At 39.1% G+C, this 26,076-nt stretch carries 29 protein-coding genes; 16 read left to right on the forward strand and 13 right to left on the reverse strand.

All coding sequences use genetic code 11. The annotated features are described in order from the left end of the window. Positions 1–337: 337 nt before the first annotated feature. The 9 genes from V1L65_RS04695 to V1L65_RS04730 form a co-directional block, all read right to left on the reverse strand. On the reverse strand, positions 338–901 hold the full coding sequence (locus V1L65_RS04695; protein WP_331697920.1) for a hypothetical protein: 564 nt from the start codon (positions 899–901) through the stop codon (positions 338–340). Next, positions 889–1,707, reverse strand: coding sequence for a hypothetical protein (locus V1L65_RS04700; RefSeq protein WP_331697921.1), 819 nt, complete (start codon positions 1,705–1,707; stop codon positions 889–891). Before V1L65_RS04700 ends, V1L65_RS04695 begins: the two co-directional genes overlap by 13 nt. Before the next feature lie 264 nt (positions 1,708–1,971). Further along, entirely contained in the window at positions 1,972–2,268 is a 297-nt protein-coding gene (locus V1L65_RS04705) for an aspartyl-phosphate phosphatase Spo0E family protein (RefSeq protein WP_331697922.1), read from the reverse strand. 477 nt (positions 2,269–2,745) lie between these two features. Then, complete coding sequence (locus V1L65_RS04710) at positions 2,746–3,492, reverse strand: hypothetical protein (protein ID WP_331697923.1); 747 nt, start codon at positions 3,490–3,492, stop codon at positions 2,746–2,748. A 116-nt stretch (positions 3,493–3,608) separates the two neighbouring features. Continuing rightward, complete coding sequence (locus tag V1L65_RS04715; protein ID WP_331697924.1) at positions 3,609–3,797, reverse strand: hypothetical protein; 189 nt, start codon at positions 3,795–3,797, stop codon at positions 3,609–3,611. A gap of 64 nt (positions 3,798–3,861) precedes the next feature. Further along, positions 3,862–4,083 carry an IS66 family insertion sequence element accessory protein TnpA gene (gene tnpA / locus V1L65_RS28710; protein WP_442955670.1) on the reverse strand — a complete coding sequence of 74 codons (222 nt, stop codon included), beginning with the start codon at positions 4,081–4,083 and terminating at the stop codon, positions 3,862–3,864. A 291-nt stretch (positions 4,084–4,374) separates the two neighbouring features. Then, positions 4,375–4,680 carry a hypothetical protein gene (locus V1L65_RS04720; protein WP_331697925.1) on the reverse strand — a complete coding sequence of 102 codons (306 nt, stop codon included), beginning with the start codon at positions 4,678–4,680 and terminating at the stop codon, positions 4,375–4,377. A gap of 88 nt (positions 4,681–4,768) precedes the next feature. Continuing rightward, positions 4,769–4,933 carry a hypothetical protein gene (locus tag V1L65_RS04725; protein ID WP_331697926.1) on the reverse strand — a complete coding sequence of 55 codons (165 nt, stop codon included), beginning with the start codon at positions 4,931–4,933 and terminating at the stop codon, positions 4,769–4,771. Between the two features lie 139 nt (positions 4,934–5,072). Continuing rightward, positions 5,073–5,771 carry a hypothetical protein gene (locus V1L65_RS04730; RefSeq protein WP_331697927.1) on the reverse strand — a complete coding sequence of 233 codons (699 nt, stop codon included), beginning with the start codon at positions 5,769–5,771 and terminating at the stop codon, positions 5,073–5,075. Positions 5,772–5,854: 83 nt separating this feature from the next. Between V1L65_RS04730 and V1L65_RS04735 the strand changes: the two genes are divergently transcribed. Continuing rightward, complete coding sequence (locus V1L65_RS04735) at positions 5,855–5,962, forward strand: JAB domain-containing protein (RefSeq protein WP_331698081.1); 108 nt, start codon at positions 5,855–5,857, stop codon at positions 5,960–5,962. Between the two features lie 374 nt (positions 5,963–6,336). Here the strand turns inward: V1L65_RS04735 and V1L65_RS04740 are convergent, their stop codons facing one another. Further along, positions 6,337–6,675 (reverse strand): helix-turn-helix domain-containing protein, encoded by a 339-nt coding sequence (locus V1L65_RS04740; protein ID WP_331697928.1) that lies wholly within the window; start codon positions 6,673–6,675, stop codon positions 6,337–6,339. A 450-nt stretch (positions 6,676–7,125) separates the two neighbouring features. On the opposite strand from V1L65_RS04740, the gene V1L65_RS04745 reads away from it, so the two are divergent. From V1L65_RS04745 to V1L65_RS04760, 4 genes are all read left to right on the forward strand, one after another. Continuing rightward, complete coding sequence (locus tag V1L65_RS04745; protein WP_331697929.1) at positions 7,126–7,305, forward strand: hypothetical protein; 180 nt, start codon at positions 7,126–7,128, stop codon at positions 7,303–7,305. Between the two features lie 406 nt (positions 7,306–7,711). Then, entirely contained in the window at positions 7,712–7,897 is a 186-nt protein-coding gene (locus tag V1L65_RS04750; RefSeq protein WP_331697930.1) for a hypothetical protein, read from the forward strand. Continuing rightward, complete coding sequence (locus V1L65_RS04755; protein ID WP_331697931.1) at positions 7,894–9,807, forward strand: hypothetical protein; 1,914 nt, start codon at positions 7,894–7,896, stop codon at positions 9,805–9,807. The genes V1L65_RS04750 and V1L65_RS04755 overlap by 4 nt, the downstream gene beginning before the upstream one ends. A gap of 56 nt (positions 9,808–9,863) precedes the next feature. Next, positions 9,864–11,855, forward strand: a complete 1,992-nt coding sequence (locus V1L65_RS04760) for a stalk domain-containing protein (protein ID WP_331697932.1) — start codon at positions 9,864–9,866, stop codon at positions 11,853–11,855. A gap of 382 nt (positions 11,856–12,237) precedes the next feature. On the opposite strand, the gene V1L65_RS04765 is transcribed toward V1L65_RS04760, so the two are convergent. Together V1L65_RS04765 and V1L65_RS04770 are read right to left on the reverse strand one after the other, a co-directional pair. After that, entirely contained in the window at positions 12,238–13,164 is a 927-nt protein-coding gene (locus V1L65_RS04765) for a hypothetical protein (protein WP_331697933.1), read from the reverse strand. Position 13,165: 1 nt separating this feature from the next. Then, complete coding sequence (locus V1L65_RS04770; protein ID WP_331697934.1) at positions 13,166–13,834, reverse strand: hypothetical protein; 669 nt, start codon at positions 13,832–13,834, stop codon at positions 13,166–13,168. Positions 13,835–14,053: 219 nt separating this feature from the next. Between V1L65_RS04770 and V1L65_RS04775 the strand changes: the two genes are divergently transcribed. The 3 genes from V1L65_RS04775 (at position 14,054) to V1L65_RS04785 (ending at position 16,723) form a co-directional block, all read left to right on the forward strand. After that, positions 14,054–14,989 carry a DUF932 domain-containing protein gene (locus V1L65_RS04775; RefSeq protein WP_331697935.1) on the forward strand — a complete coding sequence of 312 codons (936 nt, stop codon included), beginning with the start codon at positions 14,054–14,056 and terminating at the stop codon, positions 14,987–14,989. Positions 14,990–15,088: 99 nt separating this feature from the next. Continuing rightward, on the forward strand, positions 15,089–15,697 hold the full coding sequence (gene radC, locus V1L65_RS04780; RefSeq protein WP_331697936.1) for a RadC family protein: 609 nt from the start codon (positions 15,089–15,091) through the stop codon (positions 15,695–15,697). A gap of 45 nt (positions 15,698–15,742) precedes the next feature. Further along, positions 15,743–16,723 carry a YqaJ viral recombinase family nuclease gene (locus tag V1L65_RS04785; protein ID WP_331697937.1) on the forward strand — a complete coding sequence of 327 codons (981 nt, stop codon included), beginning with the start codon at positions 15,743–15,745 and terminating at the stop codon, positions 16,721–16,723. Positions 16,724–17,042: 319 nt separating this feature from the next. Here the strand turns inward: V1L65_RS04785 and V1L65_RS04790 are convergent, their stop codons facing one another. After that, on the reverse strand, positions 17,043–18,209 hold the full coding sequence (locus tag V1L65_RS04790; protein WP_331697938.1) for a hypothetical protein: 1,167 nt from the start codon (positions 18,207–18,209) through the stop codon (positions 17,043–17,045). Between the two features lie 368 nt (positions 18,210–18,577). Here V1L65_RS04790 and V1L65_RS04795 point away from each other — a divergent pair, with 368 nt between their 5' ends. The 8 genes from V1L65_RS04795 (at position 18,578) to V1L65_RS04830 (ending at position 26,045) form a co-directional block, all read left to right on the forward strand. Further along, positions 18,578–18,790 carry a helix-turn-helix domain-containing protein gene (locus tag V1L65_RS04795; protein ID WP_331697939.1) on the forward strand — a complete coding sequence of 71 codons (213 nt, stop codon included), beginning with the start codon at positions 18,578–18,580 and terminating at the stop codon, positions 18,788–18,790. After that, positions 18,787–19,548: a hypothetical protein gene (locus tag V1L65_RS04800; protein WP_331697940.1), complete on the forward strand. Its 762-nt coding sequence runs from the start codon at positions 18,787–18,789 to the stop codon at positions 19,546–19,548. Before V1L65_RS04795 ends, V1L65_RS04800 begins: the two co-directional genes overlap by 4 nt. Then, positions 19,527–20,987 carry a hypothetical protein gene (locus V1L65_RS04805; RefSeq protein ID WP_331697941.1) on the forward strand — a complete coding sequence of 487 codons (1,461 nt, stop codon included), beginning with the start codon at positions 19,527–19,529 and terminating at the stop codon, positions 20,985–20,987. The genes V1L65_RS04800 and V1L65_RS04805 overlap by 22 nt, the downstream gene beginning before the upstream one ends. A gap of 302 nt (positions 20,988–21,289) precedes the next feature. Further along, positions 21,290–23,140 carry a hypothetical protein gene (locus tag V1L65_RS04810; RefSeq protein ID WP_331697942.1) on the forward strand — a complete coding sequence of 617 codons (1,851 nt, stop codon included), beginning with the start codon at positions 21,290–21,292 and terminating at the stop codon, positions 23,138–23,140. Positions 23,141–23,274: 134 nt separating this feature from the next. Beyond that, a complete protein-coding gene (locus V1L65_RS04815) occupies positions 23,275–23,787 on the forward strand; it encodes a tetratricopeptide repeat protein (RefSeq protein ID WP_331697943.1) in 513 nt (170 codons plus the stop codon). Further along, positions 23,784–24,098, forward strand: a complete 315-nt coding sequence (locus tag V1L65_RS04820) for a hypothetical protein (RefSeq protein ID WP_331697944.1) — start codon at positions 23,784–23,786, stop codon at positions 24,096–24,098. Before V1L65_RS04815 ends, V1L65_RS04820 begins: the two co-directional genes overlap by 4 nt. Positions 24,099–24,572: 474 nt before the next feature. Further along, positions 24,573–24,776 (forward strand): helix-turn-helix transcriptional regulator, encoded by a 204-nt coding sequence (locus V1L65_RS04825; RefSeq protein WP_331697945.1) that lies wholly within the window; start codon positions 24,573–24,575, stop codon positions 24,774–24,776. Positions 24,777–24,839: 63 nt separating this feature from the next. Continuing rightward, positions 24,840–26,045, forward strand: a complete 1,206-nt coding sequence (locus V1L65_RS04830) for a site-specific integrase (RefSeq protein ID WP_331697946.1) — start codon at positions 24,840–24,842, stop codon at positions 26,043–26,045. The last annotated feature ends 31 nt before the right edge of the window (positions 26,046–26,076 follow it).

Here is a 26,076-nt window from a genome sequence, read left to right on the forward strand (position 1 = left end):
CGGGAAATTACTTACTTTTGTCGAATGATTCCATAGTGCTATTTTCGATAATTGAATTACGAAGTTAGGCATGTCTGATCTAATTAGTTTTGATTACTGGTAGTAGGTGATGAATTAGCCAACACTGGGGAAGTTCCTGCATGATAAAAACATCTAATGCTGGAACCTCCTTTGTTGAAATATTATTTTTATATTATTTGAGTCTGAAAGAGGATTGTTGTCACAAAATATATTGGCCCAAATCAGAAATTTTGTAGAATATGTAGCCGGTAAGAAATATGCTGGTGGGTATGATGTCGAAATGATCCATTCAAGACCTCCGACGCTGAAGCCAGATTTATGAAAGACGCTCGGTAATACGATTTATACTCATATTGATTAAATGATTAAGCTCATTTTGCTGACTCACCAGTTCATTAACTTGATAATATTTATCAAGATCTTCTTGAGTTACTTCTCGATAGCGAGGGTAGTCTTTCTCAAAGCCTTTACTGTCTATAAGTCTTGTTGTACCAATTTCTACTACACTTGTTTCATAAATACCCGATTCTGACAAGCTCGAAGCCTCGCTCAATTGCAAAACGGCCGTCCAATCATCAGATGGTAAGTAACCGAATATTTGCGAATAAGAATAGCTTGAAATAAAGTATTCGTCCGAATAGCTATCATTCCCAATCGTAAAGTCCCCTATTTTTGTGCCACTTTTCTTAATTCTATAGTTCACATAACAGTTAATATTTTGGACTTCGGAGATATCCTTTATGATTCCATATCCCAAATTAGGATGTTCTTTATTGAAGCTTATTAAGGCAGTATTCGTTTCTATTAGTGCCTTAGTCTCTGTCAACAAAATGCCAATTTCGCTTGTTTTCAAATTAGCAATTTCATTTATAAAATCCATTTCATCGTATATTTTTTTATTTTATCCACTTCGTTACTAGTGTATATCTCCTTACTTCCGCTTAAAATCTCGAGATATTTCTTGGAGATGTTCTCTTCAATATATTCCTTAGCTTGATTATCAGATGAATAGTAGATATCTAGTATTTTTTTGGAGTCACCCTTTTTAATGACATTATCAATTTGGCTTATGATTTTTTGATTCTGCTTAACTAATTTGGCTTGTTCTTCAGCCTCACCTTTAGCTTGTTTGTCAGGTTCTTGCTGATTCTTTGCCTTTTCTGCTTCTTTATCCATCTGCGCTTGCTTGCCATGCACTTGTACTGCTTCCTTCTCAACTTCCATTGCCAATTTAGCCTGTTGATCGGATTCTCTCCGCCCCTTTTCAAGCGCTTTCTGAATAGACCGTTCCTCACTTAATTTTTGCTCCAGAGCTATATATTCAGGTGAATGCTTATTACTAAGAAAGGAACTGGTATATGACAGTCCTACAAGTACTATTACAAAAGATAATATCCAAGCTGTGATCTTTTTAACTGCATTATGACTTCTAAACAACGGCAATCGATTCCTTAAGTTTCCTATATTCGTCAATATAATAAAAGGGATTACGATTAAATAAAATATGAAGGCCGCACTTTCCCACTTTAAAATAGTGCTGTCCAAAGATGACACAGAGGAGCTAGCGTTACCTAAGGTAACAGCAACGACAATGAATATAACAAAATACATTATACTAGCTAAAATTCGTTTCCATAATCGCCCTGTCCTAAACCCAGGAACAACTGAAAAAAATTTTTTAAGCAAATTCAGACCCTCCATATTCCTAAATTTTCCTAAGACGATTTTACTTAGAAACGTCGAAAAATGTCAAGAACGATTAATACTAAAGTTTGCTGTGATGATCCTTATTACCTACCTAGGTTCCAATACTACAAATAAATTGAGCACCTAATGCGAGATCATGCAAGACATCAACCGGATATTTTATGAATTGCAACATAAAATATCTTAATTTTATCTCAAGTTCCTTGAAAAAGCCCTAGGTGGCAGGTGGGCTTTAATTTACTCTCAGTAACTTTTCGTTTTCGAAAGATCTGAAAAGATTCTTGATTGCCTTGCAGTAATAACCTGAATCATTTTTTCTTTTAAAGCTAGTTGTATATCATTTTTCTTAGTTTTGGATATACCCATAGATTCTGCAAAATTCTTTCTACAATTACAATTTTCATAAAGGATTAGTGACTTATCTAGAGCCTCACTAATATCAATAACAGATTTATCAGTAAAGGACCTGGCTAATTCAAAAGCATGGATTAGTTTTTTCCGCAGATCTTCAATCTTATTACTGCATTCACATACATCCACAATGGAGCACTCCTTTCAATCGACACTGCAACGTACAATATTTTACAATATTTGTAGCAATTTGTCGATGCGAGGAAAATAATGATAAAGGAAGCACACTGGCCTATTCAGGACTCTGATGCAGTAGGGATTACAACCAGCATTTGCTGCAGTTGAATCATTTGGCTCACCAGCTCCCTTTGATGATTTAATTATACAAGAAAAAGGTACAACCCCTCCTCACTTTTCTTGGTTGGTTGTACCTCATCTACATCAGAAGGACTTTTTCAGCGGCCTCATAGTGAATGGTGTCTCTTTGGGTAATTATTCCCTTCTACTCAAGTAGCTCTCACCTTGCCATTACGAGAAGAAGCCAAAGAAAATGATGCTGCGAGCTAGATGTTCTAAATCCAAGCTCATATCCTAATATAATAATATGGTAGAAATTTGGGTGCTATAAAAAAAATGGGTGAGATGTTACCTCACCTAGTCGATAGGTTATGGTTCTTGATAGTCTTTGAAAAGCACTTGCCAAACTACATGGTCAGCAAAGTACACATAGCCTTTCCCCACATAGAAATATCGGTATCTGACATCTCCCAAGGAATCTGCTTCAGTCCATAATGTCTCATCAGCCTTACCAAGTATTTTCTCTACCTCTTCCACAGTCATACCGACAGTAATTTTCTGCTCTGTCTTTTTCTTGGTTGACTCTGGGTATTTTATAGTGGAAATTTCGTCTCTCGTGTACACTTTACCATCTGAATCAGTAAACTTGCCATTGTAGCTATATTGGTTCTGGCTAGTGATAAGAACCACCTTTGACTCAGGAGAATCCCATCTTATATATCTGCGGTCATCTATTTTTTTAGTATCTCGTAAAGAACTTCTCCGCTTCTTGTCGTAGGCATCCGTAATTTCTACTATATAATCATGTTTGTCCAAAAAAGAATAGGAGTCAAACTCATCGTCAATATTGATGTTTATTAGATAGCAGTCTATATAACCAGTGCCGCACTCATATGACATAGCCATTGAGTTATTGGCTTTCAGTTCGTCATGAAACCATCTATCTACGGACTCATAGAACTCATCATCTCTGACATTCAACAAGTGAGTCTGGTAAGCCATTGTCGCTATAAAGCCTCCAACGATTAGAACAGCCGCTAGCATTCCATATAGCTTAAGCTTACTCATCTTAGGCTTCTCTCCACCAATACCTGTCCCTATGTTTCTCTCCAACATTGCGTCTACATCCCTCCTGTAATTACTTCTGATCTACACATTTCCTTGATCTCTTCGGAGTCCTTAACAAATAGCAGCCTGAAGCTATCTTTGTCCTTGCCCACAGCAAAGTTATACTAGGAAGCACTTAACCACAGCTTTACCATCTTGAATCGGATGTCAACCTCTTTATCGGTCAACTCATCCTGCTTGATCTCCTCCCACTTGTTGAAGGTCATCTCCTTTCTCGTTGTGAGCAATATTTTAACTTGGAATTGTTTGGAGAGTATTAATTGCTTCCGTAGAGCCTCTTTCCTATCAGCCAAAGCTACCACCTCCAATTTATTAACATCTGAACACTATGTTCAGGATATTCTATTCTCGTAAGTGTCAAACCAAATCTTCGACAGGCTCGCTAAGGGTAAGTGGTACAAAGGAGGCTCGCTTCGGTGCGGCTGGGGTATGCCCGGACTTCAAGGTCCGAAGCCAGTATCTGAGGGTATCTTTCGTCACGCCTTGTGAAGCACACCAGACTTTCATTGCCTGTCCGCTCACTTTATAGTTTGCAATACGCTCCGTCCTTTCTTCACGGCGATGTTCTTTCTTCGTTATGGGCTCCCTCCGATTAGCTTCATCCTCTCATAGATTTCCCGCTTATTGTAGGTGTACTATATTTGACGATTACCTCGAATCCTGGTCGCTGGTCAGGGCTACCCGTGATTGGAGCCTGGACGAAGAAGATTGTTCAAGCTGAGCAAAAAGCTCAAATATAGCTGTCTTAAATTCGCGACAACTATCTTGACAAACACCGTATCATGATCTTCTCCGAACAGAAAGAAACTTGCCGCCTGACCGATCGAGAATCCTGACGGCAAGTCCCCCTATGAAAACTGCTAATTCAGATTAGCCCAGCAATTCTTCGTCAACATTAAACAGTTGCCGGTCATTCGGTAAAACAACACATAGGTTTTCAAGCATAGCCTTCTCGTTGAGCAGCCTTGCAAAATTAGAATGCCAGGAATCGCCTTCCTCCTCGACACTGACAACAAAGGAAGTATCGTCAATCAATACAATTTCGATTGAGATGAGAGCCTTGAAGTTTCGCCAATTTCTGTCGTAATTCACGTGCATCTGAATGTCACGTTTTTGCTTTTCAGAAAAGGCGACCCCATCCTTTTTAAGGCTAAATCGAACCAGTTTCCTAACCAACTTAACACCGTCCCCATATATTATTCGAATGACTACTTGCACGCGGACGCACTGCCAACACACTCTGTCTTAAGTCCGAGTTCATTGTTCATAAAGGCGATTGCCTTCGTATCGGCGGACCTACCGCCTTTGTCTGCCAAAATCCTACTATCTTTGCCCCATCCTCTTCATCCCACTGAATTCCGTCAAATAGCTCCTTCTCGTCCTCGTCAGTGTTGATGTGTAGAGAGTAATCCTCGATCTGGTTTTCCACGTAAAACTTGATCGCCATGTTTTCGTTTCAAAATATCGAACTCGCAGTTTCGACTCCATAGTACCGTCACGTAGAACCAAGGACTGGATAGGCCATGCTGCATCCTGCCGCAAACAAAACCACCAACGATAGCAAGGGTTTAATTGGCGTCTTCCTCATCCGTGTGACCTCCATCCACTGTCCTAAATAAGTCATCCATTTTGTGTGCAGTAAAGCCTTTCACGATTGAGGATGTCCGATTTACAATAATTTTTGGATGGTTGACGTAACTTTCTGTCAGCAAAATCGGATTTGCTAGCTTCCCTAATTCCGAAAGAACGGCGATCTGGTAAGTTCCGTGCTTTTTCCACGAATCGATCTGGTCAGCAAACTCCGGGTCTGCCATCAACGCCTTAAGTTCCGGCAAATGCCGAATCTCATCTTCCTGAACGTTCCTGTAAATGTGGCTAACCTTCCCAACATGGCTGATGCATCTGGCTGGTGAGCAACTTGAGTCGCCATAAAAGTAAATGTACATCATTGGCGTCACCGTTTTCGATGGGGAAAAAAAGTACACATTGTACTTGCTCAGCATCTTCATATACCACTTGCGCTGGGTAACGGTCACCGCTTCCCTAACCTCGCTTACCTTCAGTTCCCCGATATCGACTTTCTCCATTTTGCTCCTCCTTCCTTTCTTTCGCGTAATATGATCTTCAAGCACTTCGTTAATGTAATGGTTGAGACTCGGCGTTCGAGATATCTCGGCAAGTTCCGATAACGTTTGGAACTTGTCTGCCGTCATGCGTAGAAGAAACTTTTTCACCAAGCCTCCCGTCCCTTCACTAGATGATATCATTTACTGTATAAAAATAATATCACCTAGTGAGAATGACGTCAAAAGAGATCATCCAAGTGGCAATCCCAATCCGAGTGATGAGGATGTCGCAATTTACGAAGCGCTTAATTGAGGCAAGTAGAACCATCGGTATTGATGTGCTAGATCATATCGTCATCGGTCATAAAGAATACGTCAGTTTTAAACAATGAGGATTAATGTGAAGCACACTAATCCTTTTACTATTTCCCATTCAAGACGATTAATCTGTCGCTGTGCAATTCATGAGTACTATTCAATTTGAGAGAGTATCTATACTTGAACACCTAGAAAATGAAGGAAACGCAATACAAAACCAAATTAAAGCGGCATGGTAGGAACTCGCTGGAAGGCTTGATGGATTCGAGGACTGGTACTCTAAAAAAACTACAAGAAAATTTTACAGAGCAGCAATTGATCAATTTTCTCCATAAGAAAATACATGAGAAAAACAAAACTACAAGCGCTTGATCAACCACCACTCTTATTATATTAACGGTCAGACTAACTCTGGCCGTTAAATCGGGTTATGCCTAACCTGCTTTCATTATCTCAAGCGGGAATTATCCAAATGTGAAAACATCACTTTAATAATATCTAAAGTCATTTGTTTCTCATTAGTTGAACGATTCAACATGATCTGTCTTAATTGTCCTAAAAATTGATCCTCTTTGAAATCAACAGAATCACTTAGAAGGAAATCAACAGTAACACCCAATTTATTTGATAATTTAATCAATGTATCGAGAGACATAGACCTCTCTCCTCTTTCAATTTGACCAATGTAAGCTTCGGATACATCTACTTTCTCCGCTAATTTTTCTTGTGTGAGATTCAATTTTAGTCGTTCTTCTCGAATTCGCTTTCCAAGTTTCTCATAAACCACTTAAATCCCTCCCCTCAACTAAACATTAGTGAATTGGGGAGATTAACATAATAAACTATTAGCTTTTTAAAGTGATACTATAAGCTTTTTTGTGTTTACTATATTTCATCCTTTGTATATAATTGGTGCAATAGAACTATTTCCTAAGATGGATATTTGCTGCAAATCGACAAAATATTAGGGAGTGATATAAGATTCATCAAATTTCGCGTTCTTATTGTAGTGATGTTATTTGTACTTACGGCATGTGGTACGGAGGACAATTAATGATATCAGTACCGCTATAGGCGATACAACTGCGAATATCGCTTCTAGTAGCAATCCGTATGTGTTATCAGTTAAAAATGGACACTTTATTGATTATCCTGAACGAACATTGGAAGTAGCATTTGATAGCTTTTTGGTAGCCCTACTTGGAAGCATTTTGAGGCTGATACAGGCGAGCAAGTTGTGGAATTTACAGGATTTATGATGTATGAGGACACAAATGTAAAAGCAAGACTACAATTTGTTGTAAATGAAGACGGATCATTTGAGACCGGTGCTTTATCTTTCAATGATGTACCGCAAAATCAAATAATAACGAATGCTGTTATATCAGCTGTCTTTAACGACCCATCATCTCAATAAAACTAAATTCCTAAGAATCTATTAATTTGCCTACCCTAAAAGCAGGTATTTTATAACTCTATTAGCCGAAATCATAGCCAGGTCTTTGTACAAGATATTTCATAACCTACACATGATAAGTTTTATTCATATTGCGTAAGTCTCTATGGTTGAAATATATATTATAGTTTGGACATCATGCTAGATGATGGTCACCATATCAAATGGGAACGTAGAGACTTGATATAACTTTATGAAAATGATAGTTGGAACTATAAACAGAAAAACCATCTTATAGGATCTAAGCTCTAATACACTTGAGATTATCACCAATTGTGTATTAATAATGATAATCGTAGGGATTTATGAAGGCATCTGTTATGTGTGCATTTACCCGAGACAAAATACAACGTTGGAGGAATGCTAGATGAAAATCATTGGGATTTTACTTGTAATCGTGGGAACGGTTGGTATTGCCATGGGAGCTATGATGTACGGCGATATCGGAATTGCAGCAATAATCGGAGCGACTTCTGCTCTGCTCTCCGGTATTGGATTCTTGATTAAAACTTCAAAAGAGAAAAGGATCAAACAAGCCGGAGGACTCGAATGAGAATCGTTGGTATTTTACAACTTGTGAACGGGATACTAGGTCTAATACTAGGAAGTATGATGACTGGAGACATCGGTATCGCCGCTATGATCGGGGCAATTACATCACTATTAAGCGGCATCGGATTTTTAATGCCAGATGGCACGCCAGCCAAATTGAGCCGAAAAATAAAAATCGGATTGATGATTTCAGGTGCAGCTATTCTAATACTTGTGGTTATCGGATTAGTTGCTAACACAATAAATAACAGCACAGTAAGCCGCGAAGAATTATTGACAGATGAACAATTTGATCAACTCTATACAAATGCAAAGCCATACAAGGGGTATCAAGTTGACTTCTATGCAAGAGTATTCCAATCACCAGATAAAGCAGCTAAGTATCAATCTTTCCAAGTGTATGCACAAAATGATGACCATAAAAATACAATCATTAGACTGGATGACATTACGATTGATATTCAAAAAGATGATATTCTTCACATCGTTGGAGAGGTTCATGATATGTTTGAAGGAAGAAATGCCTTCGGAGCAAAGATTACAGCCCCAGCTATTATAGCAAAAAAAGTTACAAAAACTGATTATGCAACTGCATTTGCACCTGCAATCAAGACAATTAATATGGATCAGGAACAGAACCAGAACGGATACATAATTTCTGTAGACAAGGTAGAACTAACCGAACAGGAGACTCGAATCTACATCACAATAAAAAACGAGTCAACAAACTCCATCGATTTCCATACCTACTCTTCTACATTGATTCAAGGCAATACACAATTCGAGAGAGTTAGTAATTACCAGGCAAATTATCCTGAGGTTAATAGTTCAAATATTCGGCCAGGCGTAATAACGAAAGGAATCATCGTGTTTGAAGCTATTAATATAGACGGCGATAATTTCACAGTTACGCTTGAAGGCAGCAGTGATAATTGGGAAGTACGGACAGCACCATTTACGTTTGAAATACCACTAAAACATGAGGTTTTAAAGCCTGTCTCTCCATTTCCTAATAGTTTATATGAGGGCAAGATAGACGGTATTCCTCTAGCACTTGGTGATGATGCAGACAAAATAGTCGAGCTGATGGGTGAACCCGAAACAATTGATGTATGGGAAGGAGCATATTTTTTCAAGTATCCAGGAATTATATTTTTCACAGATCAAGTAACTAATGGATATGGAAAGATAGCATCAATAGCTTTTCCAGTAGGTTATTCATTTGTAGGAGTAACGGTTGGTCAAACATTTGATGAAATCCAAGAAATCTTAGGTGAAACTGATCCGCCAAGTGAGAACGATCTTGAAGGCGGATGGACGTTGAGCTATCAAATAGGCGAACACTTGATTACATTTGATTCTGTAGATAAGAACGGACCAACTACAAATGCAATCTTTTGGGAAGGGAAAGCATCCTCAAAAAAAGTAACAGAAGGCATAATAAAGCAAGATAATCCCGAAAAAACAGATAAAATTAGATATGTTGATCCAGATACACAAACATCACTTCTCTATCCAGTATCCTGGGGAGAATCATCAAGTGAACCCTGGGGTGATACCATTCTTTACAGAGATAAAATCGGAGAAATTTCAATAGCTTTCGATTTCATTAGCAGTAATCCGGATTTGCTTAATGAGTATCTAGAACAGTACAGTTTTGATGAGCAATGGTATCTTGAAAATGATCCAGACGGAGAATACCATGCATTCACAAAACTTGATCTAACAAGTGGTTATCAGGGATTTGCATATTCAATGAGGAATGGATTAATGCGAGACTTAAACTATATCGTGTTTAATAATTTTAAAGCAATAAGACTAAATCTTGTTATTAATGATATTTCTAAAGATCGGCATGATGATTTGTTGGATGAGTTTTGGGATATGATGGAATCAATTAATCTTGACTAGTCATTTTCCAAACAAATCAATTCAATATAACCATAACACAGAAAGGTGATAGCCTCATGAAAATGAAAAAGTTGTTATTTACTCTCTTATTTATTATCTTTTTTCTATTTGCTAGTAGTTCAGTATACGCAAAATCACCAGTCAATCTACCAATCGCTAATACTTTTGTCGGTGGAAATGCAAGTCATTTACTCGTCAGTCCGGACAGTAATTATGCATTTACAGCGGGTAATTCTACACAGGCCTTTATCTGGCGGTTAAATAGCGGTCAAAGTAAAGAGATAACTGATATATCGTATCAGTATGTTCGTGATGCCGCTTTTAGCCCAGATGGAAAGCAACTTGTTGTTTCTGCAGGTCCACCTTTCAGTTCGTTATCATCACAACTCGTATTCTATGATACTCAGTCAGGGAATGAAAACAAAAGAATTTCGGTTGGATACGATAATATGGCGAACTCCCTTGCCTTTTCAAACGATGGCAAATCACTCGTTATTGGCTTAAGAGGACAAATCTCGATCATTGATCTTGCGTCTGCTAAAGAAATATTAAAGTTGTCGATTAATGAGTATGCGGACATTATCCGATTCCACCCAAAACAAAAACAATTTGCTGTTATCATAAATGAAGCAGACTATGGATCTGGAAAACCGGGCATTCTTCAAATCCGAGATGCTGAGACAGGGGATATTTTAAAATCTTTTAGTGATATCCTCCCTAAATGGCCCGCCAAGGATAGTGACTTTGTTGATATGGCCTATTCCCCAGATGGGAATTATTTGATCCTTTCATATAGTCAAAACGGACAAGATGGTTCACTTGTATTCGATGTGCAAAATGACTATAAGCGTATCGCCAAGATCGGTCAAAGTGGAAGTGTTTCATTTAACGCTGATAGTACTTTTGCAATCATTGGAAATCAAGTGTTTAAGGTAAACCAATTTGAGAAACAATTGATTGAATTATCAAGTGATTCAGTGAATCCTTATCTAGTAAATTTTTCTCCAGACGGAAAGTATCTAGTAACTTTAGTCCAAGGCAAAGTGAAATTATTGGATTCTTCTGTATTGTCTAAAATGAAAGTTGAGGTGTCAGGCCGTAGTGAGGGTTATGTTCCTTCCCCTGTAGTTAAAGAAGGAACGGAAATGTTTGCAATCGGTAAAATACTCAACGTTCTTGACATAAGTGGAACAGAGACCGTCAAATACGATACTAAAACTGTATCAACTCATTCATATGTAACTTTCAGAGGTAGTTGTTATGCTATTACTGAAGGTAAAACTGAAGTTTCAGAATACGTAGTAGATGAATCAGGAACTTGCCTTGAATCAACAGGCAACGTCTATAAGCTTGAAAAAGCAGCTCTGTATGTAGAGGGTGATGGAATCTATGTGCCGCTGAGTTTCATATCAGAAATCGTGGTTGGTCCCGAAAATGATACGATATACTGGCCGGACGACAACGTTCTGATTTTCAACATGTACACGTGGGATGAGGAAGATACAACTAAACCAGAGGAACCTAAAGAACCAACTATTCCAGGTGCTAATCCAATCACACTTGCAATGAAAATCAATAGTCCTTGGCTTTTGACTACAGATGATGGAAATCTTTTCGACGACAATGATCATAATGTCACACCTGTTATTCGTCAAGGCACTACGCTTCTACCAATCGCTTCGATCATTAGCAAATTAGGCGGTGCAACAACTTGGAATAGTACCGAAAAGAAAGTTACTATAACGCTCAATAAAAATACTATAGAATTATGGATTGATCGTAAAACTGCACTTGTTAACGGAGTTACTAAAGCACTGACTGTCCCGCCTGTTATTATTAAAGGCAGAACGATGATCCCTGTAAGATTCGTAACTGAAAATCTTGGTGCTGATGTAAGCTGGCATAAGGACTCACAGATGGTATTAATCTACTATGGAGGCGCAGTGGAAAACGATATTGATTCATTTACCTTTGAATATAAACTCGCCCTACTCGACGCTGTTCAAAAGAAGGAAGATAACAATAAGACGCTTGAAGATGTTAGTTAAAGAGAATCAGCAGAAACATAACCAGGTTATATATATAGCGATAAAGATCCACTGGATTACTACGGAAAATGATTCATGTTGGGGACATTGTCGGAATTTCGAAGCTTTTAATAGTTAGTCCATCTCAATTGACGGATGGTATTAATTAAGGATAAACTGCAAATTTCAAATGATCTATAGGACGATTGACACTTAAAAGAGCTTAGCTCTATATACAACGGTTCATGGTGCCGCATAATTGGCGGCACCTTTCCCATTGAAATTATCCCTCTCCCTTTCTACGTAACAAACTAAAAAAAGGCATATGTCTTCAATCTTGTCATTGATTTAAACGTTCGTTATTCTGTAGATGTATTCATTAAAAAAACAAGAAATCAACATATTATTCAACCCATGACGGCGTGTCAATTCCATACGTTCTACAAGATCGCTTAATTTTCCGCTTAAACGGGGCCACCCAATCTTTTCGCTCTTCGATTATTTCTTGGCGCTCTTCATTGTTTTTTTCAATACCAGTAAGTTCAGACTTCAATTCTAGCAGCGTAAAAACTCCTCGTTCTTGAGACTCACTACAGGAATAACAATAGAAAAACCCATTGATATAAGTGTCAGCATCTGCCTCTAATACATCCTCGCAATGGGCTTCACACTTATAAGATTCTACAATTGAGAGTTCAACTCCATATTTATCACAAAACGGCTTTAAAATTTCATACGCCTCTTTAGCCATATCCAGATTATCAAATACATAATCCAATCCCCAGTGATAGGGATGCTGATGAATCTTGATTACATAGAGAATAAAATCCTCATAACCGGTCAAATACAAGTCCATGCAAATTTTATCGTAAATTCCCTCTTGGTTCTTATCCAAACTTCCATAATTAGTATCCATTCCTGTAACCCAGTATAGCATTTTTCTATTTGGCCGCCATGCGAGAATATACTTCTGAAGCTCCCTCAACTTCAACGTATATTGATAGATTTCCCAAGCATATGGGCCGTCGTCTCCTTCAGCACGAATAAAGTCAGAATGATCATCGATCAACTCATCTATTTCTTCTAAAAGCTCGTCAACCAAGAGTTCAAGATTGATTTTTTCCTTGTTCAATGTATCCTCCCAATGATCTAGTAGATCAATATAACCCCGTCGCAGAATTAAATATGTATCCTCATATGGATGAGAATCATAAGAAGACTCCCGCTCTTCCATGTACTGATCCATGCAGTCTTCCGAACAATATATCGTTCCTTTGGCATCAATAATATATCTCTCATCCATTTCCTTTTTGCATTGGGTACAATTCATTTTATTTTCTCCCTTCGTCATCTATTAGCCTTGGTGAACGACCGAGCAAGGTCAACCTCCATTCCAAGAAATTCGTATCTCCTGGTTCCAATTTATACTTTTCCTCGATTACATTCATTGCATTGACATAAGCCTCTCTTGAAACCCATAAATCAGATGGTTGTCGCGGTACAGCACTGAAGAGCAACACAAGAAACTCTTTATACGCCGAACTAATCCTCGCTGCTGCGGGGTCACCAAAGATGGCTTTACTAATTTCTTCAATAGCTGACTTTGCAATCTTACGCTGTCCAATTGTTGAATATGAAGCTTCATAGACATCCGCATATACAGGAATAAATGATATGATCCTTTGATGAAATTGTCCGATTATCGTATCGCGATAACGGAACGTAATAATCCTTTCCTGATGATCAACTGTAATCTCAATATTACTCTTGCAATATTGGTCATTCAGAATGGCAAGCAAGATCTGTTTAGAACGCAGCTTTCGCATGCGCGTGTTTGATATCCAATCAGGGTCAAGAGATTCCAGTTGCCAAAAGCATTTGAATTTCTCCCAACGGGAGTCTTCAGCAGGAATGGATAGCAAATAAGAATAGGGATTTTTTTCTGCTTCGATTTCTAACGTAATCGGATGTTGTTCGTCCAAATCAATTTCTCCCTTCATTATCGAAAATAGCCCTCATTACGAATATACACAGGCATCTCGTAGAATTCTTAACAATCACTAAAAGTGTTGTCGTAAAGCCAGAAAACACAAATCTATATTATATCCATGAATAGAGAAATGACCGATGACAATTCCAAGCCATCGGTCATTTCTCTATTTACTTCAGTAACACGCCATAGGTGTTTTATAATTTCAACTCTAAAGGAGAAGATTGAAATGGCACACAATATCGAAACTATGTTTTACACCCGTGAAGCCCCATGGCACGGACTCGGCAATCGAGTCGAGCATGCGCTCAGCTCAAAAGATGCTTTACAAGTCGCTGGGTTAGATTGGAAAGTGATTCAGAAACCAATTAAAACCCAGGATGATATGATCATCCCAGGCTACAAGGCTAATATTCGAGAAACCGACCACAGAGTGCTTGGCGTAGTCACTGACCGCTATTCGATTGTCCAGAATCATGAAGCATTCAAATTCACCGATGAATTACTTGGAGAAGGTGTGCGGTATGAAACCGCTGGGAGTCTGCATAACGGAAAGAAGGTTTGGCTGCTAGCCAAACTGCCAGAGCAATATATCGTGCTGGGAGATCACATCAGTCCGTACATGGTTTTCTCCAATAGTCATGATGGCAGCGGCAGCATTAAAGTCGCTATGACACCAATCCGAGTGGTATGTCAGAACACATTGAATCTCGCGCTATCAAGTGCAAAGAGAATCTGGACGACCATGCATACAGGCGATGTGAAGTCTAAGCTTAGTGAAGCGAAGAAAACGATACTCTTAGCTGAGCACTATATGAATAAGCTAGGTGCTGAAGTGGAGCGCCTGAATCGCATCAAGCTATCGGATCAGAAGGTCATGGAGTACATCGAGCTTCTCTTCCCTATGTCAGACAATGCGACCAAACTTCAAGAAAAAAATGTCATGCAACTACGCAATGATCTACAGATCAGATACTTCGATGCTCCCGATCTAACACACGTTAATAAATCAGGCTATCGATTTATTTGCGCCGTAAGTGACTTTGCCACACATGCGCCTCCATTGCGAGAGACAGCTTCCTTTAAAGAGAACCTCTTTAACCGCACCATTGAAGGTAATGCTGTAATCGATAAAGCCTATGAAATGTTGTTATCTACTGCATGATTATCATTCATATGTATGCTCTATGATCTGAATACGCTTCCCGTGTTAGGATCTTTCTTTTCCTTTACATCCCAATACCACGAACGGAGGAATAAATCCATGCTCCATCACCCGTCCGCTGACTATAAAACATTAGTCAGCAATCTCATCCATGAGAGCCCCGACAGCTATGTCGTCGAACAGCTCATTTCAATGTTCCCCACCCCGAAGGATTTACTTCATGCTGATGAATCTGAGCTAACTACGCTCAAAGGAATTGGCAAGGCAAAAGCACGGCAAATTGTGACCGCACTTAGAATCGGCCGCACAATCTCCTTAACCTCTGAACCTATTAATCAGATTAAATCACCGACAGATGTTCATAAGCTCATGGCTCCAATCTTTACAGATCTCAACAAAGAACATTTCGTCTGTATGTTTCTGAATACCAAAAACATGGTCCTTGGCTGGGAAACCATAGCAATCGGTTCGCTTAATGCTTGCATTGTTCATCCCAGAGAAGTGTTTCGACCAGCCATTAAACGAAGTAGTGCTTCAATTATATGTGTTCACAATCATCCTAGCGGCAATCCTGAACCGAGTGAAGAAGATATAGTCATAACGAAGAGGCTTTTAGACACTGGCAATACGATTGGCATAAGTGTTTTGGATCATGTCATTATAGGTAATCCATCCTACGTAAGTTTGAAGGAGCGAGGATTGATGTGATCGATCACATTAATCCTCGCTTATTTATAGGAGGATAGATTCACTATGACAAAGGCACAAAAATTCCATGCTGATATTGTAGTTGAAACTGAAAATCTAACTCACGAAACTTGGCTCCATCATCGTCGGAATGGCATCGGTGGTTCCGACCTAGCTGCTATCTGCGGTATTTCCAAGTGGAGAACACCTGTACATGTCTACCTTGAAAAACTTGGCGAAGCTCCTGAAGATCAATTCAATGAAGCCGCAGAATGGGGAACCCGACTTGAACCACTTATTGCTGGTAAGTTTGCTAGCGAGCATCCGGAGTGGGCGATTACAGAAAAGAAAGTGATTTATTGCCACCCAGAGTATCGCTGGGCTTACGGAAATCTGGATCGTATGATTATTTGTCCTAATCGTGGCCGTGGCATCTTGGAAATTAAAACCGCTAGTGAATACCTGCGTCATGAATGGGACAACGGCAATATTCCCGACTACTATTACGTTCAGCTACAATGGTACATGTTCGTTACAGGACTAGATTGGGGTTATTTCGCCACACTAATTGGCGGTAACAAATATAGGGAGTACGCGGTTATGCGTGACGATGAGCTCATAAATCAGCTGCTACGGATAGCTTATGATTTTTGGCATCATTATGTACTTGTCAGCAACTGCCCTCCTCTTGACGGCTCTGAGGCTTCTACAAAGCTTTTGAATCGACTCTGCCCTAAAGCCGAGGACAATACCATCATTCCACTGGAAGAGATCATGCACATTGAAGCGTATTTCGATAATAAGAACCAGCTCAAGGTTCTCGAGTCAGCTATCACTGAATTTGAGAATCGAATAAAATCTGTTATGGGAAATCATGAAATCGGAATAGCTCAAACTTACAAGGTGAAATGGGAAAATAAGAGTCGAACCGGATTAGACAGCAAACAGCTCAAGGAGCGTCATCCTGAAGTTTACCGAATGTGTCTGAAAACAACCCATTTTCGGCAATTTAGCATCAAAAAGGAGGCAGCAAAGAATGGCCAATGAAGCATCAAGTCTATTTCAGCAATTGAACGCCCCATTCCCCTAATCCGAGTATCACTACGACAGCTTTGGAGATCGTTGTTATCTTTCAGGTCAATCCATCACAGAGCGCTTGAATGAAGTATTGGGTGTCGGATACTGGAAGTATGAAGGGTTATATGAAACAGAAAAGATCATTCAGGAGGCAAATAGCAAAAATCAACGGGTGAAAATTTTTGTGCGCTTCAGCTTCATCATCCATTATGAAACACAGACCACGTCTTTAGGGGCATTTGCATTCTCCTACTTTGGACTAATCCCATTTTACCTTAAGAACATTTAATTAAACAACTCTCAATAGCTGCGTAAACTCCTTATCCATTTCTTCTACCAAGTTGGGAATATGGCTGTATCCCCAATTTACAGGAATGGTTACTGGGTTTGTGCCGCTTTTTTTTATTATTTTTATGACAGAGTTAAATTCTGTTACCGCCTTCTTATCCGACAGTTCGTCGCTATACTCTAATCTGGCTTTATGAATCGAGCGTTTTTGATTCACCAACTCTAACACCTCAACAATTTTTGCTTTGGTTTTATTTCGATGGACTTTAAATGACAATACACGTCTCTTGGCTTCTTCCAATGTGTAATAATCCTCGAATCCTACTGTTTTCTCGTAGTAATCATAGATCATTTTTCTCGAGATATCGTCATTCGCAAAATTTATAAAATCTCGATATTTCCACTCATGTTTTTGCTTCATACTATTAGTCTTTCCAGCTAAACACTGGATCTCAAGACGAATAATATTACAAGCATCTTCGAGCCTCTCATAGTCTTCAAAATCTTTATACATTTGATATTGTTTATTGTAAAAATTAATACCTACTGAATGCTTCTTGGTCTGGAGATAAAAGCTTTGGTCGTAACTTTTTCTTCTTCCAGTCTTCTCATCAAGTTCACTCATAACTATAAATCGAGCAGGAACGTCAGCTCTTTTAATTAATCCCATATAGACTTCATGTAGTTCGGTCCGAATATTAATACAATAATCAAATCTTTTAACTTGATATTCAGATAACTCGTTAAATCGATATATTTCATGACTTGGATTCCCCTCAAATAGCTTCTGAATTGGCTTTAACACCTTCTTAAACTGACCCCGGATATCATTGTAGTCACTTGCTCTTGCAACCTTCACATATTCGTTTTCTTGAATAAGTACCTTTGGGTTTAATCGTATTTCAATTGCATGATAATAAATACCTTGGCTGTCGACTTCAACACCTCGTCCATTTGAATTTGCTCGATTTGAATCTTTTAGCCTTGTGCGACGTAGCATAATAATGATTCCATATTTATCGTATAAAGGGTAGATATGCAAATCGGGACATAATGTATCAGGAAAATGCCTGGATTTCTTTTCTTTAGATAGGGCTGCTAGATAAGACGATACTTTAGGAAAATCAAGTGCGTGTATAGGCTGGAATAAAAGTGCAGTATGATACATAGTAGCACTCCTTCTTTTAAATGTAATAGTGATGTACTTTCTACAGTTTTGTAATTTACAATCTACTCGTTACAACACAGAAATGTATTGCATACAATAGAAAATTGACTTAGTTATTATAGGGAATATATATACATATATATCAAGCTCCTTCCTCTCAATTTGCTTGACCAATCTCAATGTCAGTTTGTGAATTAATTCTCAAATATATGGATAAGCAGTGCTGATTGATCTATTTACTGTCCTTTATGCTTATCCTTTACAATCTGTTATGGAGATTATAAAGTAATATAAGGTCAAATAACGAAATATAAAGTGATTTAATCAACAGTAGACTAACAAATACTACTGTTAGGTCGGTGAAAAAAATGTATGATGATTACAATGAGATTTTGACTATTCCCCAGCTAGCTGATCTTCTTCAGATTGGAATGAATACCGCTTATAGTTTGGTGAATTCTGGAGAAATAGAGTCATTCAAGGTTAAAAATTCACATCGTATACAGCGAAGTGCTGTCACGGACTATATTATTAGAAAGAGCAAAAAAAGACTGAAAGGATTGAAGATGATTAATACATGAACGATTACCCAAAGTTATTTACAGATCACCATATCAAAAATTTTTTTGATCGTTTGAAAGGAATGGCTCCACTAGATGGCGAGGTTACAATTCGGGAGATTCTCGAGTTAGAAGAGCAGTACCGGGATGAGCTAATTCTCGATGACAACATAGATAGAATAAAGAAGCAAGTCGAAGACAGACTGGGTTTATTCCGGAAAAGTTTGGGGGCGTACGTACAGGCAGGAGAGAAATTGACTCGTGGGGATTATTCGGAGAGTGACTACCTCATTAGGATAGTTTGCTCCGCTTATTCATCAAAAAAGGCTACAGTTACTACGCAGCCATATGCAGACTTGTTCGCCCTGATACAATTAATATACTTCTCAGATGAATACAAAGATGATTACGATTCACAGATTATCGAACTTGCAAAAAAAGATACGATATCCCCTTTTCTTCAGCAAATACCGGATCTACGAGCTGCCGTTTTCTTTATTCGATTTAAGTCGGACGTCGCGTCTGCGGAAAATGTGCAGGACTACTTCGAATCGTACGAATATGTTTCTGGTTTGGGTCCATCTAGTTATATATACCGCGCACTGTTTTACTTTACTCGGAACGAACTTGACCAAGCATACGCTGATTTGAATTATATTAAGGCTTATTCAAAAGATTCTCATTGGATAGAAGAAACCATTCGCTTAGGAATCGCCCATAAGGTATTAACTCCTGAAGTCGCTCAGGAAATAAAGTTGTGGGCCGACAAGAAGGAGTGATCATTATTTACGGGTTTAAGATATTCAATCTTGATCGAATTAAAGAACTTATCGACCAGCTGGGTTTAACTGACTTTACAACGGATAAAGAACAAGGAATGCTAAACAATCCAACGATTAACCAAATCGTCGATTTCGTTTATTACGAGTGCCTCCCATTTGTCCCCTTTCAGGTGCTTGAAGCATTCACGCAACAAAACAAGATGACTTTCTTTCGTAAGAGCGTAACGGATCACCTATACTTAAACATTCGGATGAGAATGGACTTCGAGAACAAACTTGGTACTGACGATAGCGTTAGTTTATATCGATTATTGAAGGATCAGGGACAGGATAAGAATGTGTCCAAACCTTATCAACAATTAAACGCAATAAACAAATGCTATGGCGATAACTACTTCATACCTTCAAAAAAAGCAGGCGACTTACGTCCAGATCCAATTCTGTTCCCTACATTTCAAGAGAACCTTTTTGCCCGAACGATCCAGTCTAGGGCCATCAATCCCTTATACTCGCAGGTATCTGCGAACTATAAAAACGTTCGTGATCTCGTTGCGATATTGAACGAATCAGTAGAAGAAGGGTTTTCCGGTACGGTTTCGAGATACACAATTGAGTCCAATTATAACTTTGATCTATTAAAGCATATTGCAGCGCATGTCGAAAGCACCCCTCAGATCCAAAACATTAATTTCATTAAGCCAATAGTTTTATTGGGATTGCTTCCTAATGTATTTTCTAGGAATGAGTATATAAAAGTCCTTCTAACGCATAGCGAAACCATTGCTCCCAACTTGTTTGAGTTTGCTGACCATTACTTTCAACAAACTCAATATGAGGATAAAGGAATTGTTCAATCAGGCAGAGAAAAAAACAAAAACGCTTGGCGGAATCAATACGAGGTAAAAAGAATCTTGGGCGACCGTCTCTTGAATAAATATAGCGAATATCAACAGAACGATTCCATCGAATACATGACTAAGAGCCTTTATCTGCTATCGCAATTTACATTTCCGATCATGGAAATGTATACGTACTATTTATTAAAGCAGGTCTTCCGCGTTGACGCACCTTACAATAACATCTCTTTTCCCGTCACCAGTAATGAGGATCATCTGTCGTCTAATCAACAAGTAATTTTCGATTTAGTCGCGCCGATCATATATAAGACTAAATTAAAATCGTTTCAGCTAAAGACTCAATTGCCTATGTCTAAGAAACATGCTGAATCGTGGATAAGGAATGAACTTTATGACAATCCGATTACTGAAGAGTTTCGAAATGAGCCCTTACTCATGGGGATTCTTAACTCCTACATAATTTCCGAAAATCTTGTCAAACATTGCGAAGCGGAAATTGGCCCCATCTTTCGTAAAGAAACATTCTTAAATTCATTTTTGCGAACCTTTGATAAAGTTCGGAAAACAAAAAAAGATTAAGAATCATGCCTATGACCAAGTCCAGTTCCATACTGAACTTGGTTTTTTTATATTTTCTAACGAAGGGGCTATTACCATTTTGGGCACCAATAAATTGGCTCCTAAACGGTTATTAATAACGAGCTCGTGAGTCCAGTAGAATCAAAATTACCAAATGCGGAAGGGAGGTAACGTGAATGTCAGCAAAAGGACAGCAATCTTCGGCATGATGTGCAGGTTATCTATTTAGAAGTCGGCTCTTTGACAACTTAATAAAAACGAAAAGATTAGGACGTGATGTTACAGTGCACCAGCAAAGTTTAATGCGTAAAAATTCTTTTGATCTGTTTACACGTTGGCGACTTGATCCCTCCTCCCTATGTGAATCGGATGCTGTTGAACTTCTTACGGATTGCCTCAGCGGCAGTTATCCTGAGTACCGATTCAGCCAGCGAGGAATTGAAGTCGCAGTAGGTGAGGGCGACAGCAGAAAATTTCAATTACTAACCGATACCCTCTTTCTTCCTTGCGGAGAAATTCGTCAACATCGATCCGGCGGGATAAGTCGCAAAATCCACATAATGGGCATTAGGAATATGGTTTTGTTGGAACCGGTCATTTTAAGTCCAACAGAATTTTCATCCATGAAATGGATTCGTGAAAAATGGGGGTTCAAAGTATGGATATCACCAAACATTTCGAATGCAGCACAATATATTCAGGACATTATTTGTCGTATCAACGAGTTCGTCCCCTATGTCGACGAGTATTGTAACCTGGGTTGGATTAAGGATTCAAACGGGCAAAGCATATATGTCACTGGCACGAATATTATTGGGAAACATTACACAGACCATGTTATTATCAATGATTCGCTAAAGGAATTTCATTTAAAGACCGCCGATATTTCGGAAAAAAGTGCATTTAAATTTGTTCTCAACACCATGCTTCCAATCGCACCCATAGAAATAAGTAATACTGCTCTTTCATTTATGCTTCTAAGTTTAATGAACTCTGTTTTTAAAGACTGGAGCTATAAGCCGGACTTTGTATACTATCAGTTTGGTGAAAGCGGAAGCCGGAAAACAAGCATATCAAAGGTATTTTTCAATATGTACGAGCAATACGCCGATGCCGTCCCAATCAATTTTAAGGCGACAGGACCCGCAATGGAACAAATGATGGTAACCATGCGCGATACAGTAATCCTGATCGATGATATTGCACCATCAATCAGTTCCACTGAAAGGCATGAAACAGAGAAAAAGTTGGAAAACATCGTTAGGGCATATGGAGATTCCGTAGGTCGTCAGAAAATGGAGTCTAAAAACAAAGCGGTGCATATGAAGCCCGGCGGATTAGCTGCGATAACAGCTGAAGATAATGTTTTTAAAAGCCTCTCCTCCTTGGCTAGATGCTTTATGATCCAAGTTCGAAAAGAAGACATTAACCTTGAAAAACTAACTGCAGCCCAAAGAAATCGGACCTGCTTCCCGACAGCAATAAAATTCTACCTGCAAGCGATTACGGAAGATTTCGAAAAGTTTGTGGAACACCTAAAGCAAGCATTTTTAACAAGCAAAGATTTTTTTGCGACTGCGCATCCCGATTCGCACGGCCGTCTTATTACAACGGCATCATGGTTAGATGCCTCTTTTAACGGCTTTATGAAGTATGGGTTACAGATGGGCTTTCTTACGCTCTACGATTTCGATCTTAGAATGGATGAGAACAGATCCATGCTTCTGCAGTGGATACAAGATCAAAACCTGTATCTGAAGAGAAACAACGAAGTAGATATGTTTATCCATGCATTTGCACAGCTCATAACTTCTAATCGTGCGCATATTCCAGAGATTACGGTTGAAGGAAGACAAAATAGAATTGTTGATGCTCCTGAGAACAAATCACTGATCGGTTACCGGGATTTTAGCAATCTCTACCTTCTTCCTGATTTGGCATACAGCGAAGTTCGAAGCTTTTATGGCAGACTAGGAATCGAATTTCCAGTATCCAAAAGATCGTTAATCGACCGCTTATTTATGCGCGGAATATTAAAGCCTGATAACAATAAGGACGGCACAAAAACGGTTCGTATTAAAGTGAATGGCCAGAGGGTAAGTGTAATTCGGCTGGATTTGGATGCCTTTAGATTGTGGGATGAAGAAGAATAATATCCTTACTATTTGATAATTCCACATTAACCTTGGCATCTTGGCAAGTTGGTTAGCACGCCGATACATCAAGGCTTTATCGTACCCAATATATCCGGGAGGGTACCCCAATAAACCAGAAAAGAGGAATGTATATGAATCAAGTTCAAGTTTACAAGAAAAATACACCCACAATTCATGAGCAAATCGTTGTAGCTTATACCTACTACTGCAACTCGGATGATCGTAAATCACTCGAACGGTTGCGTGATGAAGCCGAGGAAGGAAACCCCTGGGCTGCCGTCTGGTTAGCTGAAAGCTACATTCGGGGGATTACGAATGATCGTGAAGACGATATTAAAAAAGCAATGAGATGGCTTGATAAATGCGGAGATTTCCCTTTAGCCCAATTCAAATTAGCCGAGTTGTACTTAGAGGAAGAAAAAACGCAAAAAAAGGGAAAAAAACTATTGAAATTGGCTGCGGAGGCCGGACTTGTAGATGCTCATTTTTCACTAGGAACACATTATTCGTCCGGTACGATATTCAAGGCAAATGACACCAAGGCAAAGTCCCACTTAAAAAAGGCTCGAGAATATGGGCACCCTGAAGCTCATAAGGAACTCAAGCGCCTTAAGAAAAAACAAGCTGGGGGAGATAAGATATGAAAAATTTTATAACTCTGGAGCAAGTGACGGACGACTTATACAAATTTATGACTTCGTTTACGAAAACATCTTTCGATCACATGGATTTCCACGCCAAGGTAAGACGGTCATTTGCGGACTGCGAAAATATGGAAGAATCCGACCTAACAATTAGCGATGGCGTACGAATTCCAATAGAGCTTGCTTCAAGTGTGAAAACTCAAATTTTCCTTCGGCTTAAGCTTCTCTATGGATTCGGCCCTGATATCGTGAGTGCTTTTGATAAGTACAATTCAAAGAAGCTGTCACAAATCAAGTCTCAACGCCGCTAAGCGCAATACTCCGGCCAATAAATATACATTATGTATATAGCATAATGAATCGAGGTGTGTAAATGAGACAGATAATCGAAGAGACAATGTTCTATACCGACAATCAGCACAAAATTAACTTTATGCGCTGCATTGAAAAATTTGGTTGCATAAATCAAGAGTACGCATCAACCTGTTACATTGCATCTCACCCTGAAATCTTCAAGTGCTTTTCGCTCGAACACCAAATAGATGGTCCATTTGACTGGTATTTTGAGCATTTAGCATCCTTAGCAGAGAATGGTCCCAGCAACTTAATTAACGGTAATGCATCGCCGTTAACAGGGCAAACAAACGCGCTTGTTCGACTTGGGCTAAACCTTTGGAATGGTTACGAGTTTGATCTTGCAGAGGGATTAGCAATATGGGACTCCGAGCTTTACACAGTCGCTCTTCAAGCAATCAATCTACGACGACATGGGAGGATTACGATCTATGAACAAATTGGACTATCCGTTAATTCTACAAATCAAGAACGTGCAAGAAATTTTAGGTGTCTCACGCTCAACTGCTTACGAAATTGCTAAAGCCCCCGATTTCCCGTTACTCGTCATCAACTGTAGAAAAGTCGTATACAGAGACGACTTCTTCAAATGGCTAGATTCCAAGCGTGCGAATGCCAATGCGATATCAGCATAACGGAATCTTCTACGTAGAGATGGCTTTTGCCATCTCTACACTTTTTAGAAAGGATGATTATTTATGAAAGGCTACTTTAGAAAACGTGGTTGTAAGTGCGCCGGAAAACGCTGTACTTGTGATGCGACCTGGTCTTTCACCCTTGATATCGGTCGAGATCCATTAACGGGCAAACGAATCCAAAGACAAATGGGTGGCTTTAAGACTAAGAAGGAGGCTCAAGCTGCGTGTGCGGCGATGCATACAGAGCTTATGGAAGGAACCTATATAGCGGAAAAAGAAATGCTATTTTCTACTTTAGTTGATGAATGGCTGAAACCTTATGAAACTACAGTTAAAATTAGTACCATACGTGTTCGAAAGCATGAAGCATCTCGATTGCTCGATTATTTTCAAAATCATCAGGTGAAAAACATTACTCGAAAAGCTTATCAAAATGCCCTGCTAGACTTGTATGAGCGCGGCTTTGCTTTAAATACGATTGCCGGCGTTCATTCTACAGGACGAATGCTATTTACCAAGGCAATTGAGTTAGAAATCATCAAAAACGATCCAACGCAATATGCAAAGTTGCCTCGCCCCCAAAAGACAGTTGAACAAATTGAAGCGGAGGAAAATGAGATAAAATACCTTGAAAAACATGAGCTAACGCAACTTCTTCAAACAGCGAAAAAGAAGGGATTAACGAATGACTATGTAATCTTCCTGACCCTTGCTTATAGTGGACTTCGAGTCGGTGAACTCTGTGCATTGAAGTGGAAGGATTTCGACTTTAAGGAACACACGTTGTCCGTAACAAAGACATATTACAATCCTACAAATCGGGCAACTGAGTTTCATTTGCTGACACCTAAGACAAGCACATCGAAACGAACCATCGAGCTAGATCCACTGGTATTTAAAGAGCTAGAGAAGCTGAAAGGTCGTCAAAATGAGCTTAAGATGCTCCATCGAGATGTGTATTACGATCAAGATTTTGTATTTGCCAAAACAGGGAAAGATATGGGCTATCCTGAGTTCATTAAAACGATCCAGAACCGCATGAGAAGGCTCCTACGACTCGCTGGCTTGAACGAGGCATTAACCCCTCACTCATTGCGTCACACGCATACATCGTTGCTTGCTGAGGCTGGAGTCGGCATTCATGAGATTATGGAAAGATTAGGACACCAGGACGACGAGATCACAAAGCGCGTTTATCTTCATGTCACCAAAACGATGAAAAAAGAAGCGTCCCAAAAATTCAGTGAGTTGATGAGAGGTGTATAATATAAATTCTGTCCTAGCAAGTTTAGGGCAG

It is taken from the genome of Paenibacillus sp. IITD108 (assembly GCF_036541265.1).
In the GTDB taxonomy this organism is placed as follows: domain Bacteria; phylum Bacillota; class Bacilli; order Paenibacillales; family Paenibacillaceae; genus Pristimantibacillus.